Origin of the sequence: Streptomyces sp. NPDC090442, from assembly GCF_044769405.1 — a bacterium.
In the GTDB taxonomy this organism is placed as follows: domain Bacteria; phylum Actinomycetota; class Actinomycetes; order Streptomycetales; family Streptomycetaceae; genus Streptomyces.
Genome location: NZ_JBIVXW010000040.1, coordinates 1 through 17,563 on the forward strand (window position 1 = coordinate 1; position 17,563 = coordinate 17,563).

The following is a 17,563-nucleotide window of genomic DNA, read 5'->3' on the forward strand; positions in this document are numbered from 1 at the left end:
GAGCCTGATGAGTCATCACAACCCAGACAACTCATAGAAACCACTCCATGTCCCCAACCGTGAGCAAGATCATCAATCGTGGGGCGACCCGTTACGGGGCGCACCGGGGCGCGAGAGCCTCAGTAGACGGGCAGCCGACGGGGCCCGAGGTCGGTGGTGGCGGGCGGTCTGGCGAGGCGGACGGAGGCACCCAGGACGGCCAGACCGTGCGGGGCGACGACGACCGGTTCGAGGTCCACGGCGACCACCTCCGGATGGTCGTCGACGAGCCGGGAGACGCGCAGCATCAACTCCTCCAGGGCGGCGGAGTCCACCGGCTGGGAGCCGCGCCAGCCGAACAGCAGCGGGGCGCTGCGGATCGACCGGATCTGCTCGTTGACCTCGCGGTCGGTGGCCGGAATCAGACGGTGGGCTATGTCACCGAGCAGTTGGGAGGGCGCGCCGGCCAGTCCGAAGGAGAGGACCGCGCCGGCGGCGGGGTCGATGGCGGCGCGGACGATGGTGTCGACGCCGCGCGGCACCATCGCCTGGACGACCGGCCGCAGCTCCGCCGGCGAGCCCAGGCGGTCGGTCAATTCGGTGTAGGTGCGGCGGAGTTCGACCTCGTCGGCGATGTCGAGGCGGACGCCGCCGAGGTCGGCGCGGTGTCGTAGGTGGGGGGCGGTGGCCTTGAGGGCGACCGGGTAGCCGAGCCGGGCGGCGGCGCGGACGGCGGTGTCCGGGTCGGGGGCCGGGAGGGTGGGGCGGGGGTGGATGCCGTAGCGGGCCAGCAGCGCCTCGGCGTCGGCCGGGGGCAGCGCGACCGAGCGACCGGGGGCGACGTCCGTGGTCAGGCCGTCGAGCAGCCGCTCGATGTCGGCGCCCGCCGCTGCCTCCTGGATGTCGTCGTACGCGGGCACCCGGCCTGGCTCGGCGGCCGTCCGGCGCCAGGCGGCGTACCGGACGGCCTCGGCGAGGGCGCGGACGGCCCGCTCGGCCGCCGGGTAGGCAGGGATGCGGACGGGACGGAGCCCGGGCTCGGTCTCCGGGGCGAGGGCCCGGTCGCGGGTATACGGGGGCGTCGTCGGGGCGTGCGGTGCCCCGGGGGCGACGACGGGGTGCCCCTGGGAAACGGGGGCGGGAGCCCGGGGCTCGTCATGGACCTGCGGGGCGTAGAGCTCGGGCGGGGCCGCGAGCGTCGCGGCCAGGTCGTCCATCGCGAGGTGGACGACGGCGACCGGCTTGGCGGTATCGGCGGCGACCGCGGCGCGCAGGGCGGCGGCGAGCGCGGCACCCTCGCTGCCACCAGGGGAGGCGCTGCCCTCCTCCCCCACCCACGGGATCGCGGTGACGACAACGGCGTCGCAGCCGTCCCCGGCGAGCTTCTGGGCGAGGGCGGCGCGGAAGTCCTCCGGGCTCGCGGCGGACGGCAGGACGTGAGGGCGCTGCGGGCGCAGGCCCTCGGTGAGGCAGGCATCGTAGGCCAGGAGGGCCAGCGATTCGGAGTTGCCCAGGATGGCGACGCGCGGGCCGACCGGCAGCGGCTGGGCGGCCAACAGGAGCCCGGCGTCGATCAGTTCGGTGACCGTGTCGACGCGGATCACGCCGGCCTGGCGCATCAGGGCGGCGACGGTGCTGTCGGGCACGCGGACGGTGGGGACGGCGTGGCCCATGGGGGCGGTGCCGTGGTGCCGGGCCCCCTTGGCGACGACCACCGGCTTGACGGCGGCGGTGCGGCGGGCGAGGCGGGCGAACTTCCGGGGGTTGCCGATGGACTCCAGGTAGAGGATGGCGACGTCGGTGTGCGGGTCGTCGTACCAGTACTGGAGAAGGTCGTTGCCGGAGACGTCGGCGCGGTTGCCGGCCGACACGAAGGTGGAGATGCCGGCGATCCCGCCGTCGCCGGGGCCGCGCTCGTGCAGGCCGCTGAGGAGCGCGATGCCGATCGCGCCGGACTGGGTGAACAGGCCGATCCGGCCGGCGCCGGGCATCCGGGGGGCGAGCGAGGCGTTCAGCCGGACGTCGGTAGCGGTGTTGATCAGCCCGAAGGCGTTGGGACCGATGAGCCGCATCCCGTAGGAGCGGGCCCGGCGCAACAGGGTGCGCTGCCGCTCCCGCCCGTCGGGGCCGGCCTCGGCGTACCCGGTGGAGAGGACCAGTACGCCCTGGACGCCGTGCTCGCCGCAGTCGCGGATGACGTCGGGGACCGCGGCCGCGGGGACGGCGACGACCGCCAGGTCGACCGGCTCGGGAATGTCGCGCAGCGTACGGGCGGCCGGCACGCCCTCGGGCTCCAGGCGGCGGAGGTCCTCGGGGAAGGCGTGGTTGACGGCGTGCACCCGGCCGGTGAAACCGGCGTCGAGGAGGTTGCGCAGCGCGGTGCGGCCGACGCCGCCGGGGGTGCGGCCGGTGCCGATGACGGCTACCGAGCCGGGGGCGAGCAGTCGTTGGACGGAGCGAGCCTCGGCGCGCTGCTCGCGGCCGCGCATCACGGCCATGGACTGCTCGGTCGGTTCGAGGTCGAGCTCCAGGCGGACGACGCCGTCCTCGAAGGTGCGTTTCTGGGTGTAGCCGGCGTCCGTGAACACCTTGATCATCTTGGTGTTGGCGGGCAGCACCTCGGCGGCGAACCGGCGGATGCCGCGCTCGCGGGCGACGGCGGCGACGTGCTCCAGGAGGGCGGAGGCGACGCCGCGACCCTGGTGGGCGTCCTGGACGAGGAAGGCCACCTCCGCCTGGTCGTCCTCGGGGCTCTTGGCAGGGAGGCCCCGCGCGTCGATCCGGTCGTAGCGGACGGTGGCGATGAACTCGCCGCCCACGGTGGCGGCCAGGCCGACCCGGTCGACGTAGTCGTGGTGGGTGAACCGGTGGACGTCACGATCGGACAGGCGTGGGTACGGCGCGAAGAAGCGGTAGTACTTCGACTCGTCCGACACCTGCTCGTAGAAGGAGACCAGCCGCTCGGCGTCGTCGGGCGTGATGGGCCGGATGCGCGCCGTCCCGCCGTCACGCAGCACCACGTCGGCTTCCCAGTGGGTCGGGTAGGCATGATCCGGCGGCGTCTGCATGCGGACAGCGTACGGCGGGCCACTGACAACCGGCTCGGCGTGCGTACGCTCGAATTCCCCCTGGCCTTCGCGCGGAACCAACGGCCTGGAAGGAGGGTCGGCAGCCCGACGGGAAGCCAGGACGACGGGCTGCCGGACCACCCCCGGCAGCGTGCGAGAATGGTCTAGACAACAGTCACGACTTTGAAGGGCAACACCATGGCTGAGCGCCGCGTCAATGTCGGTTGGGCCGAGGGGCTGCACGCCCGCCCCGCGTCGATCTTCGTCCGGGCGGCCACCGCCTCCGGTGTCCCGATGACGATCTCCAAGGCCGACGGCAACCCGGTGAACGCCGCCTCCATGCTGGCGGTCCTGGGCCTGGGCGCCCAGGGTGGCGAGGAGATCGTGCTCGCCTCCGAGGCCGAGGGTGCCGAGGCCGCGCTCGACCGCCTGGCGAAGCTGGTCGCCGAGGGCCTTGAGGAGCTCCCCGAGACCGTCTGAGCCCCGAGCACCTGCGGGGCCACGCACCCCGCCCAGGACTTCGGACGCCAGCCGACACGGCCCCGCCGCGGCAACCGGTACACACATCCGGCTGCCGCGGCGGGGCCGTTCGCGAATGCGTGGAGGCGGGTGCTCGCCATTCCTCGGGGCGTCGGGCGATGCACTGAACCTCGGGCGGGGAGGCACATCGGGGATTCTGCATCGACTAATCGGAATCCTCGGAAATCCGTACGGCTACCCCGGAACGATTCCGGTCGGCGTTACCTCCCACCGGCATCCGCCCTCATTCTCGACATCCAGTCGACGCTTTTAATCCCGAATTCCCATTCTCCGCATCCGGGGGGAGCGTTTGGGCGAGCGGCATCAGAAACGCACGCCGAGCACCCCCGCCTCGCCTTCACTCCCTGCGCCAGCGTTCCCAGACACCTGCCCCTTTGTATACGGGGCGATTGTTAAGCGCGGGCGCGCGCCGTGTTGACGGGTCGTTTCGCCTCCCTCACAGAGGAAGCGTGGCGCCGCAGTCGGTACACCGGGAGCGACCGCTCGATGTGCGCCGCCATGAGGGTGCGCGCGCGTTCCGCGTCCCCCCGGGCGACGGCGTCAAGAACGGCGCCGTGTTCGTCCCACGCGTCGGTGACTCGGGTGGGCGGCTCGATGACGTAGGTCCACTCGATCTTGCGTCGCAGTTGGGTGAGGAGCGCCGTGAGGCTGGGGCTGCCGGCCGCCTGGGCGAGCGTCTCATGGAACCAACCGTCAAGCTGGCGCAGGTCGGCGAGGTGGCCGTGGCGGGCCCGTTCACGGCCGAGCCGCACCAGGCCGCGCAGCACCTTCAGGTGGGCGGTGGTACGCCGGGCGGCGGCGCGGGCGGCGCCCAGCGGCTCCATGAGGGCTCGCATGTCGAGGAGGTCGGCGGCCTCCTGCTCGGTGAGCTCGGCGACGCAGGCGCCCGCGTGGTGGCGGGAGGTGACGAAACCTTCGGACTGGAGGGTGCGCAGCGCTTCCCTCACCGGCACCCGGGAGACGCCGTACCGCGCGGCGAGAATGTCCTCGATCAGCCGGCTCCCCGGCGCGAGCAGACCGGAGACGATATCGTCCCGAATCGCCGTACACACCGCGTGCGCGGAAATGTGGCTTCGCATCGTCCGTGCCTCCGCCGTAATCCCCGAAAGACGTCGCCGCTCGGCGACATTCCTCGACCCTATTCGACACCGACGGATTCTCCCGCGGAATGTCGTGAATTCATCGGCACTTTTCGGACGATGCGAGCCGGGAACCTGGCAGGTGGGCCGACGGCGGCGGCCCTACGGAAACGGCGGAGCCCCGGCCCGCCAGGTGGCGGGCCGGGGCTCCAGGGGGACGGTGCTGCGGCGGAGAGGTCGGGGAAGGTCAGACGCTGACGCCGTGCGCGCGGAGGTAGGCGACCGGGTCGATGTCCGAGCCGTAGTCGGGGCCGGTCCGGGCCTCGAAGTGGAGGTGCGGGCCGGTGGTGTTTCCGGTGTTGCCCGAGAGGGCTATCTGCTGCCCCGGGGTGACGGACTGCCCGACCGTCACCCCGATCGAGGAGAGGTGGCCGTACTGGGTGTAGGTGCCGTCGTTCATCCGGATCACGATGTTGTTGCCGTACGCGCCGCCCCAGCCGGCCTCGACGACGGTGCCGGCACCCACGGCGTGAACCTGCGTCCCGTAGGCGGCGTGGAAGTCGATGCCGGTGTGGCTGCCCGAGGACCACAGACCGCTGGACGCCTTGTACGCGGTGGAGACGTAGGAATCGGCCACGGGAGCGACGAAGGTGTTGAGGCGCTTGCGCTCGGCCTCGCGGGCGGCGCGCAGCTTGGCCGCACGCTCCTCGTCGGCCTTCTTCTTGGCCATCTCGGCCAGCCGCTTGGCCTCGACCTCGGCCTTCGCCCTGGCCTCGGCGGCCTCGGCGGCCGCCTGCTGCGTGTCCGCCTGGGCCTCGATCCGGACGGCGAGTTCGTCACCGAGCTCGACGGCGTGCTGGAGGCCGGTGTCGTGGGCGGTCGGCTCGCCCGTGGCGGCCAGCGCGGGCGACGCCACGGAAGCGACGACTCCGGAGGCCGCGAGGGTGGCTATGCCGGCGAGGTTGCGGGTCGTGCGAGCGGTGCGGCTCGCACGGCGGTGCTTCCCGGTGGCACGGGTGAACGCCATGTACTGGCTGGTCCTTTCCTTCCCTCTCGCCTACCGGGTTAGCTGACGGGTTCGGAGCAGGAAGGTCTCCTACGGGCTCCTCCGGAGAGGAGACCGATTCACCCCAGGGGACATGTGGGTCCCCGGCTCCCCTGGCTCGCGCCGTACGGGGACTCGGCGATGACTGCTCGGTGCCACTGTTGTGGCGGAGTTGTGACGAACAGCCGGACCGACGCTAAACGGGGCAACTTTCAATCGGCAAACAGAACTGGAGTTTTGTGCGACACGCCACACTCGAATCGGGCAACCGAGGCAACCCGGCAGGCGACGCCACCCGTCCGCGGGCCCGGGCCCGTAGGGGCGGCGGAGCAACGCGCACCAGTTGGGCGGGCGGGAACACGGTGCACACGCACAGCGGCTCCCGTGGCAAGTCGCTGCCACGGGAGCCGCTTTGTCGATAAGTGACGAGACGTCGAGTGACATGCCGTCACGCGGCTGAGGTCAGCCGCTGACGACGGTCACCTCGCCGATGCCCAACGCCTTGACGGGCTCGGCGATCTGCGCCGCGTCGCCCACCAGGACCGTCACCAGCCGGTCCGCCGGGAAGGCGTTGACGACCGCCGCGGTCGCCTCGACCGTGCCGGTCTCCGCGAGCCGGACGTACAACTGCGCCTGGTAGTCGTCCGGGAGCTGCTGCTCCACCTGGTCGGCCAGGGTCCCCGCGACCGCGGCGGCGGTCTCGTACTTGAGCGGGGCCACGCCGACGAGGTTCTGCACGGCGACGTCGCGCTCGGCGTCGGTCAGCCCCTCGGCCGCGAGGGTGCGCAGCACCGTCCACAGGTCCTGGAGGGCCGGACCGGTGGAGGCGGTGTCCACCGACCCGCTGATGGCGAGCAGGGCGGCGCCGGTGGCGCCCTCCGGGGAGGACGGCGCGGAGGAGCGCAGGACCTGGCCGAAGGCGCGCACCCCGTAGGTGTAGCCCTTCTCCTCGCGCAACACCCGGTCCAGACGGGACGTGAGGGTGCCGCCCAGGCAGTACGTGCCGAGCACCTGGGCGGGCCACACCCGGTCGTGGCGGTCGGCGCCGACCCGTCCGATGAGGAGCTGGGTCTGAACGGCACCGGAGCGGTCGACGATCACCACGCGGCCGGTGTCGTCGGCGACGACCGGCGAGGGCTTCGACGGCTGCGCGGTGGAGCCCGTCCAGGCGCCCAGGGTGTCGGCCAGCGCCGCGTCCAGGTCGACGCCGGTGAAGTCGCCGACGATGACGGCGGTGCCGGTGGCGGGCCGGACGTGCGCGTCGTAGAAGGCACGCACGGCGGCCGCGTCGATCCGCGCGATGGACTCCTCGGTGCCCTGACGGGGCCGGGACATCCGGGAGGTGGCCGGGAACAGCTCCTTGGACAGCGCCATCGCCGCGCGCCGGGCCGGGTTGGCCAGCTCGTGCGGGATCTCGTCGAGGCGGTTGCGGACCAGCCGCTCGACCTCGTCGTCCGGGAAGGCGGGGGCGCGCAGCGCGTCGGCGAGCAGGCCGAGGGCGCGCGGCAGACGGGAGGCCGGGACCTCCAGGGAGACCCGCACACCGGGGTGGTCGGCGTGCGCGTCCAACGTGGCGCCGCAGCGCTCCAGTTCGGCGGCGAACTCCTCCGCGGTGTGCTTGTCGGTGCCCTCGGAGAAGGCCCGGGACATGATCGTGGCGACGCCGTCGAGGCCCTCGGGCTCGGCCGCCAACGGGGCGACGAGGTTGACCTCCACGGCGACGACCTGCTGCCCGGGACGGTGACTGGTCAGCAGGGTCAGCCCGTTGGCCAACTGGCTGCGCTCGGGCGCCGGGAAGGCCCACGGCTTGGGCGCGCCGCCCTTGGGCTGCGGGTGGAACTGCATGGCGCTCATGGGGGCGTCTGCGGGGGTGGTGGCGTCGGTCACTTGGCCGCCTCCTCTTCCTCGGTGCCGGCGGCGTCGGGCTGCGCGGTGGGCTCGTAGACGAGCACGGCGCGGTTGTCGGGGCGCAGCCGGGCCTTGGCGGCCGCCTGCACCTCCAACGGGCTGATGTCCAGGACACGCTGGACGGCGGACAGCGCGAGCTGCGGGTCGCCGAACAGGACGGCGTAGCGGCACAGTTCGTCGGCGCGGCCGCTGACCGTGGCGAGCCGGTCCAGCCATTCGCGCTCCAGTTGGGCCTGGGCCCGCTCCATCTCCTCCGGGGTCGGCCCCTCTTCGGCGAAGCGGGCCAACTCCTCGTCGACGGCGGCCTCGATGGCGGGAGCCTCCGCGCCACCGGATGCCTTCACGTCCAGCCAGCCCAGTGAGGGCGCACCGGCCAGCCGCAGCAGGCCGAAGCCGGCGGCGACGGCGCTGCGGTCGCGGCGCACCAGGCGGTTGTACAGGCGCGAGGACTCGCCGCCGCCCAGGATGGTGAGGGCCACGTCAGCGGCGTCGGCCTCGCGGGTGCCGTCGTGCGGGAGGCGGTAGGCGGCCATCAGGGCACGCGCCGGGACGTCCTCCTCGACGACCGTGCGGAGCTGGCCGCCGACGGTCTCGGGCAGGCTGCCGTCGCGCGGCGGCTGCTTGCCGTCGTGCGAGGGGATCGAGCCGAAGTACTTCTCCACCCAGGCCAGCGTCTGCTCGGGGTCGATGTCGCCCACGATGGACAGGACCGCGTTGTTGGGCGCGTAGTAGGTGCGGAAGAAGGCCCGCGCGTCCTCCAGGGAGGCGGCGTCGAGGTCGGCCATCGACCCGATGGGGGTGTGGTGGTACGGGTGGCCCTCCGGGTAGGCCATGGCCGTCAACTTCTCGAAGGCCGTGCCGTAAGGGACGTTGTCGTAACGCTGGCGGCGCTCGTTCTTGACGACGTCGCGCTGGTTCTCCAGGGATTCCTCGTCGAGCGCGGTCAGCAGCGAGCCCATCCGGTCCGCCTCCAGCCAGAGCGCGAGCTCCAGCTCGTGGGCGGGCATGGTCTCGAAGTAGTTGGTGCGCTCGAAACTGGTGGTCCCGTTGAGCGAGCCACCGGCACCCTGGACGAGTTCGAAGTGGCCGTTGCCCTTCACCTGCGCGGACCCCTGGAACATCAGGTGCTCGAAGAGGTGCGCCAGGCCCGTACGACCCTTCACCTCGTGGCGCGAGCCGACGTCGTACCACAGGCAGACGGCCGCCACCGGCGTCAGATGGTCTTCGGAGAGCACCACGCGCAGGCCGTTGGCCAGCCGGTGCTCGGTCGCTGTCAGGCCGCCGGAGCCGGCTTGTTCTGTGGCCGTGTGACCCATGGGCATGTACGTCCCTTCGATCCGCTTGCGAGGAAGTTCTGTCACTGTATGCAACCGCGTCGGCATCTGGCGAAGTTCCCGTCAGGAAGGCCACGAACGTGCGCCGGGGCCGACGGTGAGGCGGTAAGGGGGGAGTCGTGGTGAGCGTTGTCAGTGGGGCGGTCCACAATGGTCGGCGTCAGACTCATCGGACTCGTCGGTCGGTCCGCCGGCCGACCGGTCAACGTTGATCACGGCGTTGGTCGTAGGCGTTGACCCAACAGCGTTGTTTCCACATCGGCAGTAGACGCAGCAGAAGGAGCCGCAGCCGCGATGGCCCGCCGCAGCACGAAGACCCCGCCGCCGGACGACTTCGAGGAGAGGATCCTCGACATCGACGTCGTCGATGAGATGCAGGGTTCCTTCCTTGAGTACGCGTACTCGGTCATCTACTCGCGCGCCCTGCCGGACGCCCGCGACGGCCTCAAGCCCGTACACCGCCGCATCCTCTACCAGATGAACGAGATGAGCCTCCGGCCCGACCGCGGCTACGTGAAGTGCGCCCGGGTCGTCGGCGAAGTGATGGGTAAGCTCCATCCGCACGGTGACGCCTCCATCTACGACGCCCTGGTGCGCATGGCGCAGCCGTTCTCGATGCGGGTGCCCCTGGTGGACGGGCACGGCAACTTCGGTTCCCTGGGCAATGACGACCCGCCCGCCGCGATGCGGTACACCGAGTGCCGGATGGCGTCCGCGACGTCCCTGATGACGGAGTCCATCGACGAGGACACCGTCGACTTCACGCCCAACTACGACGGCCAGGAGCAGGAACCGGTCACCCTCCCCGCCGCGTATCCGAACCTCCTCGTCAACGGGGCGTCCGGCATCGCCGTCGGCATGGCGACGAACATGCCGCCGCACAACCTCGGCGAAGTGATCGCCGCGGCCCGGCACCTGATCAAGCATCCGAACGCGGATCTGGACACCCTGATGCGCTTCGTGCCGGGGCCGGACCTGCCGACGGGCGGCCGGATCGTGGGGCTGGGCGGCGTACGGGACGCGTACGAGAAGGGCCGTGGCACGTTCAAGATCCGCGCGACGGTCACGGTGGAGAACGTCACCGCCCGCCGCAAGGGTCTGATCGTCACCGAACTCCCCTTCACCGTCGGCCCGGAGAAGGTCATCTCCAAGATCAAGGACTTGGTGGGGGCGAAGAAGCTCCAGGGCATCGCGGACGTGAAGGACCTCACCGACCGCGAACACGGCCTGCGGCTGGTGATCGAGGTCAAGAACGGCTTCAACCCGGAGGCCGTCCTAGAGCAGCTCTACAAGCTGACGCCGATGGAGGAGTCCTTCGGCATCAACAACGTCGCCCTGGTCGACGGTCAGCCGCTGACGCTGGGCCTCAAGGAGCTGTTGGAGGTCTACGTCGACCACCGCTTCGACGTGGTGCGCCGGCGCAGCGAGTTCCGGCGCACGAAGCGGCGCGACCGACTCCACCTGGTCGAGGGCCTGTTGACCGCCCTGGTGGACATCGACGAGGTCATCCGCCTGATCCGTTCCAGCGAGAACAGCGCCCAGGCCAAGGAGCGCCTGATGGAGCGCTTCGCGCTGAGCGAGGTGCAGACCCAGTACATCCTCGACACCCCGCTGCGCCGGCTGACCAAGTTCGACCGGATCGAGCTGGAGGCCGAACGCGACCGGCTGGAGGCCGAGATCGCGGAACTGACCCGGATCCTGGAGTCCGACGCCGAACTGCGCAAGCTGGTCTCAGGGGAGCTGGCGTCGGTCGCCAAGAATTACGGCACGCCGCGTCGCACGGTCCTCCAGGAGTCGGCGGGGGCCACCGTCGCCGCGGTGCCGCTGGAAGTCTCCGACGACCCGTGCCGCGTGCTGCTGTCCTCCACGGGGCTGTTGGCGCGCACCACCACGGCGGAGACGTCGTTCGACGCGGACGCCAAGCGCGCAAAGCACGATGCGATCGTCTCGGCGGTGCCGGCGACGGCGCGCGGCGAGGTGGGGGCGGTGACCTCCCAAGGCCGGCTGCTGAGACTGTCGGTGATCGATCTGCCGCAGCTCCCGGACACCGTGGCGCCCAGCCTCGCCGGTGGCGCGGCGGTCGCGGAGTTCCTCAGCCTCCAGGACGACGAGCAGCTGGTCTGCCTGACGACGCTGGACGAGTCGTCACCGGGGCTCGCGCTCGGTACGGAACAGGGCGTCGTGAAGCGCGTGGTGCCCGACTACCCGTCCAACAAGGACGAGTTGGAGGTCATCACCCTCAAGGAGGGCGACCGCATCGTGGGCGCAGCCGAACTGCGCACGGGCGAGGAGGACCTGGTCTTCATCACCGACGAGGCGCAGTTGCTGCGCTACCCGGCGTCGCAGGTGCGGCCGCAGGGCCGGCCGGCGGGCGGTATGGCCGGCATCAAGCTGGGAGAGGGTGCCAAGGTGCTCGCCTTCGCAGCCGTGGATCCGGCCGCGGACGCCATGGTGTTCACGGTCGCCGGGTCGCACGGCACACTGGACGACTCGGTGGCGACGGCCAAGCTCACCCCGTTCGACCAGTACCCGCGCAAGGGCCGGGCCACCGGCGGCGTGCGCTGCCAGCGGTTCTTGAAGGGCGAGGACTGCCTGACGCTGGCATGGGCCGGCCCGGCGCCGGTGCGGGCCGCTGACGCCAAGGGCGCCCCGGTTCCGCTGCCGGAGCCGGACCCCCGCCGGGACGGCTCCGGCGTGGCCTTGACCAAGCCGGTGACGGCCCTGGCCGGCCCCGTGTAACCACGACCGACCCAACACACGACGGACGTCGCCGGGGTGGTGAACAACCGCCCCGGCGGCGTCCGTTGTGTGTGCCGGGAACTGTCTCGCTGGGGTCGCTGGTCCCGTTGGCGACAGGCCACGACCTCAACTCGCCGGCATCAGCGGCCTGTGGCGTCAACGCAACTCATGGCGCGCTTCTTGGCCACTCCTCGTGCCCGCAGCAGACGCCGCGCGGCCCGCCGCGCAGACAGTGACCGGCACACCGCCCGGCTTCCCCGTCATTCCTCCCGCGAGGCCACGTAACGCAACACGCCCCACATGCTGTGTTCGTCGGCCTCTGCCGGCACGTCCTGCCGGCAGTTCGCCAGCTCCTTGCGCAGCGCGGGCGCGTCGATGCCGCTACCGATCATCACGAGCTGCGTGCACCGTTCCTCGCCCTTCGGCCACGGCTCGGGGTAGAAACGCAGGAAGTTGCCGACCGCGTGCAGCGTGAACCTCTGGCGATTCTCCGGCACGTCGAAGTGGACGAACCCCTTGATGCGGTAGAGGCCGGAGGGACGGCTGTCCAGGAACTCCATCAGCCTGCGCGGGTGCATCGGCTCGACGGAGGTGAACTCCACGCTCTCGTACGCGGCGTGGAGGTGCCCGGAGTGTTGGTGGTCGCAACCATGGCAGTCCTGGTGGTCATGCTCGTGGCCATCATCGAGGCCTTGTCCCGGAGGCCCCTGCGCGGAAGCCTCACGCAGCAGGTCTTCGAAGGACAACTGGCGGACCGCCGCGTCACGGTCCTCCCCCGGCCCACGGTCGAAGAACATCTCCGGGGCGATCCGCCCGTAGGCCGTGCAGATCACCGGCCGGCCCGGGGCGAGCTCCGCAAGCGTGTCGACGAGTTCCCGACGCGCCTCCTCCGGGAGCCGGTCGGCCTTGTTGAGCACCACGAGGTCGGCAATTCCGACGTGCCGATTCAGCTCGGGGTGCCGGGCGCGAGTGTCCTCGAACTCCGCCGCGTCGACGACCTCGATCAGCCCGCCGTAGACGATCCGCTCGTTGTCGCTCGCGAGGATCATGCGGATGAGTTCCTGTGGCTCAGCCAGCCCGCTGGCCTCGATGACGATCACGTCGATACGGGCGGCGGGGCGGGCCAGCCGCTCAAGGTAGTCGTCCAACTCACTGGTGTCGACGGCGCAGCACAGGCATCCGTTGCCCAGCGACACCATGGAGTCCACCTGTCCGGCGACCGTCATGGCGTCGATCTCGATGCTGCCGAAGTCATTGACGATCGCACCGATCCGGGTGCCGTCGCCGGCACGCAGCAGGTGGTTCAGGAGGGTGGTCTTGCCCGATCCCAGGAAGCCCGCGAGCACGACGACCGGGATCTGTTGGGTGGCCAAGGGACGCCTCCATGGTGCGGGTGGCGGGCCGCGCGGACCGGCGGCGGACGAGCTGCCGATCGTAACCGACTGCCCGCGGTCAGAGTCCGGCCCACCTACGCCTGCCCCGGCCTCCCTACGGCATCGAGCCACGCTCCTGACCGGCAACCGTGATCGGAGCACACCACCGACGGCCCGACACCCAACGGATCTCCACGGCCTCGACCTAGCTGCGGCCCGCAGGCGACCACACCAGCCGCCCGACGACCAGCCGCGTCAGCGTCAGGCCACCTCGGGGCAGACGGCGCCTAGGCGCCCGCGTCCCGGCCTGGTCCCACCGTCCCCGCGCGCCGCCGCCCCGGCTTCCTGCCGCCCGAAGGCACCCGACCGCCACCCCGCAGCAACCGGCCCCCGCGCCCGACTCCGCTGTACCGCAGGCAGGACACACCACCGCCTCGTGCCGTTGCGCGCCTCGTCACGCTCCCGGCATTCCGGGCATTGCCCTCCGGGTTAGGCTCGCCTGTGTGAGCACATGCGCTATCGCTTCCCTCGAAGCGGCCGAACCCCTCGCCGGAACGGCCGCAACCGCCCGGACCTGGCTGCTGATCGAGCAAACCGGACCGTGGGGAGCCAAGGCGCTGACGGACAGCCACTTCGATCCGCACCTCGGCCGGGCCCTGGAAGCCGCGACAGAAGGGACCGGCGTACGCGTCGCCCTCATCCGCCGCCCGGGCCGCCATGCCGACCTCCACGGCACCACCCGCCGCCGCATGTTCCTCGCACACACTTCGCCGGGCCGTTCCTGGATCCGCACCACCACCGTCACCGACCCCGGAGTCGCGCTCGGACTCGACTTCGCCTCCTTGGGAGACGGAGACCACCTCGACCTCTGGGAGCCGTACACCGGCGAACCTGTGGTGCTTGTGTGCACCAACGGCAAACGGGACCGCTGCTGTGCACTCCTCGGCCGCCCACTGGCCGCTCAGCTTTCCACCGGCGGCTGCGCGACCTGGGAGGTCACGCACATCGGCGGCCACCGCTTCTCCCCCACTCTCTTCGTCCTCCCCTACGGCTACGCCTACGGACGTGCTTCGGCCCAACTGGTCAAGGACGTCGTGGAATCGGCCCGCAGTGGCCGTATCGCGCTCGACCAGTGCCGGGGTCGATCGACGTGGGACCGACCGGCCCAAGCTGCCGATCTCGCGGTCCGGGAGCTCATCCGTGAGTGGCGCGCGGACGCACTCGACGTCGTAGGGACCGACCCGGTGTGGCCCGAACTTGCCGGTGCCCCCAGGCGAGCGTCGGGAGACGGGCCGCTGGCGGATACCGTTCGCAGTCGGGCCGTCGACGTTGCGCACACCGACGGGCGAGCGTGGCGAGTGGTAGTCGAGCAGCGGGCCGACGGTGCTCCGACGCCCGCCAGCTGTGGTGCGCCGCTCGGTCCACCGACGCGTATGGCGGTCACGTCCATCACCGTTCTCAGGGACTGAGTTGCCGCTGAGCGGTGCCCCCAGCCCGCGCTTCCGCGGTTCTGACGTCGGCGGCGGATCGGGCTCCGTCGCTTTCCCGCCGCGTGCGGAGTGCCGCATTCCACCACTCTGTCCCCCGCCCACCCCCACTGCGCACGCCAGCGCGGCCCCCAACGCCAGTCCCAGCGTCGCAACCAACCCCAGGCCGAACGACGGCCCCAGAGCTCGCAGCGCCGCACCACGGCTCCTCTCACCCCTCGGCACCGCCCCCAGCGCCCCCGCACCGGCTCCCACAACCCACAACATCTCTGACTCCCCCTCCGCACGCTCCCCCGCGCGCACCCAGACCGGCTTTTCTCACCTGTCTCAGCGCAGCGCGCTCGGCACCAGCCATCGCCACAAGGAGACGGATCGCCGACCTTCGAACCTGACCCTGCGAGGCTACGCACACACAATCCGCTATCGCAGAGCCTGTGGATAACTCCACGCCGTCCCGCGACAGGCCAACACCGCGGCCTCAATTGCCCATGCCATGAGCCCTCACAACAGAGGGCCTACTCCCCGCCGCGAGACGCGAATTGCCCCAGCACGGAGACCGCCGCACGCCCCGAACTGCCAGCACCAGCCCCACGCTCGAAGCCGGACAGGCCCGAAGCCCACCTCTCCGAACTACGGCTCCGGCATCCCCGGAGGCTCCGCCAGGCCGTGCCGATACGCATAGTGGATGGCCTGCGCCCGATCGCGCAGCCCCGCCTTGGTGAAAAGGTTGTTGATGTGCGTCTTCACCGTCGCCGTGGAGACATGCAGCGTACGGGCGATCTCCGGATTGCTCTGCCCTGTCGCGACGAGGCGCAGCACGTCCACCTCCCGTGCGGTCAGCCCGTCCGGAGGCTCGGCAGGGGGCTCGGGGCGGCTGCGTACGGGCTCGGCGAGACGCTCCAGCAAACGACGTTGGATCTTCGGCGACAGCCCGGCCTCGCCCGACAACACGTCGTCGATGGCACGGACGATCTCGTCGCCGTCCGCGTCCTTGGTGAGGTAGCCCCGGGCGCCGGCCTGCAGAGCGGGGAACAGCGAGTCGTCGTCGGCATACGTGGTGAGCACGACGACCTGCGTGCCAGGGTGTTCCTTACGGATGCGACGGGTCGCCTCGACTCCGTCGCAACGTGGCATCCGTAGGTCCATCAGGACGACGTCCGGGGCCAGTTCGGCGACCATGCAGATCGCCTCGTTGCCATCTGCGGCCGAACCGACGACCTCAATTCCCGGCAGCAGTCCCAGCAGCATCACGATTCCCTCACGCACGACCGTCTGGTCGTCAGCCACGACCACGCGCGCCGTCGTACGCCCCGTCATGCCGGCACCCGCAGCCGCACCACAAAACCCTCCTCATCGGGGCCGGACTCCAGCGTTCCGCCGAGGAGTTCGGCGCGCTCCCGCATCCCGAGGAGACCGTACCCGGAACCGCTCCGCGCAAGTTCACCCGGCTTGCCACGTCCGCCGAAGTCCCGCACCACCAACCCCACTTCACCCTCGAAATACTCCAGCCACACGCTCACATGGGCACCCGGTGCGTGCTTGCGCACGTTGGTGAGTGCCTCCTGGGCGACCCGTCGGACCGCAAGTCCCGCCTCCGCGGGCAGTGCACGTGCGGCACCCGTGACGTCCAGTTGCGCGCCTTCAGCGGCCGTCAGACGGCGCAGGAAGTCCTCGACCGGGACCATCTCCCCGCGCAGGGCGGAAAGGGCCTCACGCGTGCCGTCAAGCCCTTCTCGGGCCATTCCGCGGCACGCCACCACCCGCTCCAGCAACTGTTCGCGGTCGGCCTCCAGGTCGGCACTGCGTTGGATCAACTGCCGAGCCGCCTCAAGGTGCACCAACTGGGCGCTGAGGCTGTGCGCGAGGACATCGTGGATCTCTCGGGCGATCCGGCCGCGTTCGGCGAACGCCGCGGTTTCGGCCTCGGCCTTGCGGGCCGCGCGCTCTTGGGTCAACAACCGCTGGGCGTTGCCTCGGGCCTCCGCGTCCAGGCGTACCACGTAGCCGGCCAGGGCCAAGCCGGTAGCGGTCACGGTGGTGGTCAACCAACTGTCGTTGTTGACCACGGCGAACGCGCCGAGTGCCGCGGCGGAACACGGCACCGCGGCGACGAGGGGCAGCCGCTCAATCGCTGTCATGGCGCAGGCACACCAAAGGACGGTCGCCGGCAAGCGGGCACCGACCAACAGGAAGCCGAGGGCAGCCGCCTCCAGTACGGCGTACAGCGCGAGAGCCGGCAAGAGCCGTCGCTCCAGGGTCATCCGGAACAGGCCCCAGAACGCCAGCATGGTGACGAACAGCACGGCGGCCGCCGCCGCCAGCCCCCAACCGGAGAAGGTCCCGCCCGCGAAGGTGCTCCAGAGCAGACCCGCAACCACCGCGGCACGGGTACCGCGACCAAGCCAGAGACGAGTCTCGCTGAGGCCCGCGCGGGAGAGGGACTCCCGTAGCGGCCAGCTCGTCCAGGCGTTCGGCGGCACGTGGTGTCCTTTCGGTGCGTGGCGCAGGGGCTCAGCCCGCGACAGGGACACGGTACGTCCGCTGCATCCCCTGAGCCCGCCAGGCGGTCACTCCGGACCGGGTGAGCAACATCGCCGCCACGGACATCAGCGTCGCCGGGCTGCCCTGGTGGACACCCCAGGCAGCGGCAATGCCCATGAGGCCCAAGCGCAGCACCATCCCGCAGAGCCACACACCGGCCGCCGCCCAGGTTCCCTTGGTCCACACCGCGCCGCTCTCGTCGGTCCAGATACGCGTGGTCCACGCCCATGCGGCGCCGCTGGCCAGTCCTATCAGGAGCGTTGCGATCAGGAGGGCCACGGAGACGGTGCGGTGGGTGGGGTCCAGGATTCCTGGCTCACGCACCGCCATGAAGAACAGAATGGCCGGCATCAGCCACCACTTCCGGCCTTCCGACGTGATGCGCTGCGCGGTGAACTGCCGCGCGAAGACGAACGCGACAACCGCGATGAGGACAGCGATATTGAGCCAGCCGCTCATGGCCTGGGCCT

Annotated in this window: 12 protein-coding genes and 1 riboswitch; of the genes, 3 read left to right on the forward strand and 9 right to left on the reverse strand. The window is 71.1% G+C overall.

Features of this window, described 5'->3' with window-relative positions; all coding sequences use genetic code 11:
- Positions 1-119: 119 nt before the first annotated feature.
- Entirely contained in the window at positions 120-3,047 is a 2,928-nt protein-coding gene (locus ACIQU6_RS26235) for a GNAT family N-acetyltransferase (RefSeq protein WP_403484127.1), read from the reverse strand.
- 198 nt (positions 3,048-3,245) lie between these two features.
- On the opposite strand from ACIQU6_RS26235, the gene ACIQU6_RS26240 reads away from it, so the two are divergent.
- Positions 3,246-3,527 carry an HPr family phosphocarrier protein gene (locus tag ACIQU6_RS26240; RefSeq protein ID WP_274912821.1) on the forward strand — a complete coding sequence of 94 codons (282 nt, stop codon included), beginning with the start codon at positions 3,246-3,248 and terminating at the stop codon, positions 3,525-3,527.
- A 452-nt stretch (positions 3,528-3,979) separates the two neighbouring features.
- On the opposite strand, the gene ACIQU6_RS26245 is transcribed toward ACIQU6_RS26240, so the two are convergent.
- From ACIQU6_RS26245 to ACIQU6_RS26260, 4 genes are all read right to left on the reverse strand, one after another.
- A complete protein-coding gene (locus tag ACIQU6_RS26245) occupies positions 3,980-4,666 on the reverse strand; it encodes a GntR family transcriptional regulator (RefSeq protein WP_403484128.1) in 687 nt (228 codons plus the stop codon).
- A gap of 247 nt (positions 4,667-4,913) precedes the next feature.
- A complete protein-coding gene (locus tag ACIQU6_RS26250) occupies positions 4,914-5,693 on the reverse strand; it encodes a M23 family metallopeptidase (RefSeq protein ID WP_403484129.1) in 780 nt (259 codons plus the stop codon).
- Positions 5,694-5,705: 12 nt separating this feature from the next.
- Positions 5,706-5,862, reverse strand: a riboswitch (cyclic di-AMP (ydaO/yuaA leader).
- A gap of 311 nt (positions 5,863-6,173) precedes the next feature.
- Positions 6,174-7,565, reverse strand: a complete 1,392-nt coding sequence (locus ACIQU6_RS26255; protein ID WP_403484186.1) for a M16 family metallopeptidase — start codon at positions 7,563-7,565, stop codon at positions 6,174-6,176.
- Between the two features lie 29 nt (positions 7,566-7,594).
- The gene (locus tag ACIQU6_RS26260; RefSeq protein WP_403484187.1) at positions 7,595-8,935 is read right to left on the reverse strand and encodes a M16 family metallopeptidase; all 1,341 of its coding nucleotides are present in this window, start codon (positions 8,933-8,935) and stop codon (positions 7,595-7,597) included.
- Between the two features lie 312 nt (positions 8,936-9,247).
- On the opposite strand from ACIQU6_RS26260, the gene ACIQU6_RS26265 reads away from it, so the two are divergent.
- Positions 9,248-11,692 (forward strand): DNA topoisomerase (ATP-hydrolyzing) subunit A, encoded by a 2,445-nt coding sequence (locus ACIQU6_RS26265; RefSeq protein WP_403484130.1) that lies wholly within the window; start codon positions 9,248-9,250, stop codon positions 11,690-11,692.
- 260 nt (positions 11,693-11,952) lie between these two features.
- On the opposite strand, the gene ACIQU6_RS26270 is transcribed toward ACIQU6_RS26265, so the two are convergent.
- Entirely contained in the window at positions 11,953-13,065 is a 1,113-nt protein-coding gene (locus ACIQU6_RS26270; protein WP_403484131.1) for a CobW family GTP-binding protein, read from the reverse strand.
- A gap of 503 nt (positions 13,066-13,568) precedes the next feature.
- On the opposite strand from ACIQU6_RS26270, the gene ACIQU6_RS26275 reads away from it, so the two are divergent.
- Positions 13,569-14,534 (forward strand): sucrase ferredoxin, encoded by a 966-nt coding sequence (locus ACIQU6_RS26275; protein WP_403484132.1) that lies wholly within the window; start codon positions 13,569-13,571, stop codon positions 14,532-14,534.
- 648 nt (positions 14,535-15,182) lie between these two features.
- On the opposite strand, the gene ACIQU6_RS26280 is transcribed toward ACIQU6_RS26275, so the two are convergent.
- From ACIQU6_RS26280 to ACIQU6_RS26290, 3 genes are read right to left on the reverse strand one after another with little or no spacing between them, the layout of a single operon-like run.
- Positions 15,183-15,869 carry a response regulator gene (locus ACIQU6_RS26280; RefSeq protein ID WP_403484133.1) on the reverse strand — a complete coding sequence of 229 codons (687 nt, stop codon included), beginning with the start codon at positions 15,867-15,869 and terminating at the stop codon, positions 15,183-15,185.
- Positions 15,866-17,032, reverse strand: coding sequence for a sensor histidine kinase (locus ACIQU6_RS26285; protein WP_403484134.1), 1,167 nt, complete (start codon positions 17,030-17,032; stop codon positions 15,866-15,868). The genes ACIQU6_RS26280 and ACIQU6_RS26285 overlap by 4 nt, the downstream gene beginning before the upstream one ends.
- Positions 17,033-17,063: 31 nt before the next feature.
- Positions 17,064-17,552 carry a DUF1453 domain-containing protein gene (locus tag ACIQU6_RS26290; RefSeq protein ID WP_403484135.1) on the reverse strand — a complete coding sequence of 163 codons (489 nt, stop codon included), beginning with the start codon at positions 17,550-17,552 and terminating at the stop codon, positions 17,064-17,066.
- Positions 17,553-17,563: the final 11 nt, after the last annotated feature.

Bases quoted from the DNA above. Each gene is read 5' to 3' on its own strand.
- ACIQU6_RS26235 (WP_403484127.1), bottom strand. From the start codon at position 3,047: ATGCAGACGCCGCCGGATCATGCCTACCCGACCCACTGGGAAGCCGAC.
- ACIQU6_RS26240 (WP_274912821.1), top strand. From the start codon at position 3,246: ATGGCTGAGCGCCGCGTCAATGTCGGTTGGGCCGAGGGGCTGCACGCC.
- ACIQU6_RS26245 (WP_403484128.1), bottom strand. From the start codon at position 4,666: ATGCGAAGCCACATTTCCGCGCACGCGGTGTGTACGGCGATTCGGGAC.
- ACIQU6_RS26250 (WP_403484129.1), bottom strand. From the start codon at position 5,693: ATGGCGTTCACCCGTGCCACCGGGAAGCACCGCCGTGCGAGCCGCACC.
- ACIQU6_RS26255 (WP_403484186.1), bottom strand. From the start codon at position 7,565: ATGAGCGCCATGCAGTTCCACCCGCAGCCCAAGGGCGGCGCGCCCAAG.
- ACIQU6_RS26260 (WP_403484187.1), bottom strand. From the start codon at position 8,935: ATGGGTCACACGGCCACAGAACAAGCCGGCTCCGGCGGCCTGACAGCG.
- ACIQU6_RS26265 (WP_403484130.1), top strand. From the start codon at position 9,248: ATGGCCCGCCGCAGCACGAAGACCCCGCCGCCGGACGACTTCGAGGAG.
- ACIQU6_RS26280 (WP_403484133.1), bottom strand. From the start codon at position 15,869: ATGACGGGGCGTACGACGGCGCGCGTGGTCGTGGCTGACGACCAGACG.
- ACIQU6_RS26290 (WP_403484135.1), bottom strand. From the start codon at position 17,552: ATGAGCGGCTGGCTCAATATCGCTGTCCTCATCGCGGTTGTCGCGTTC.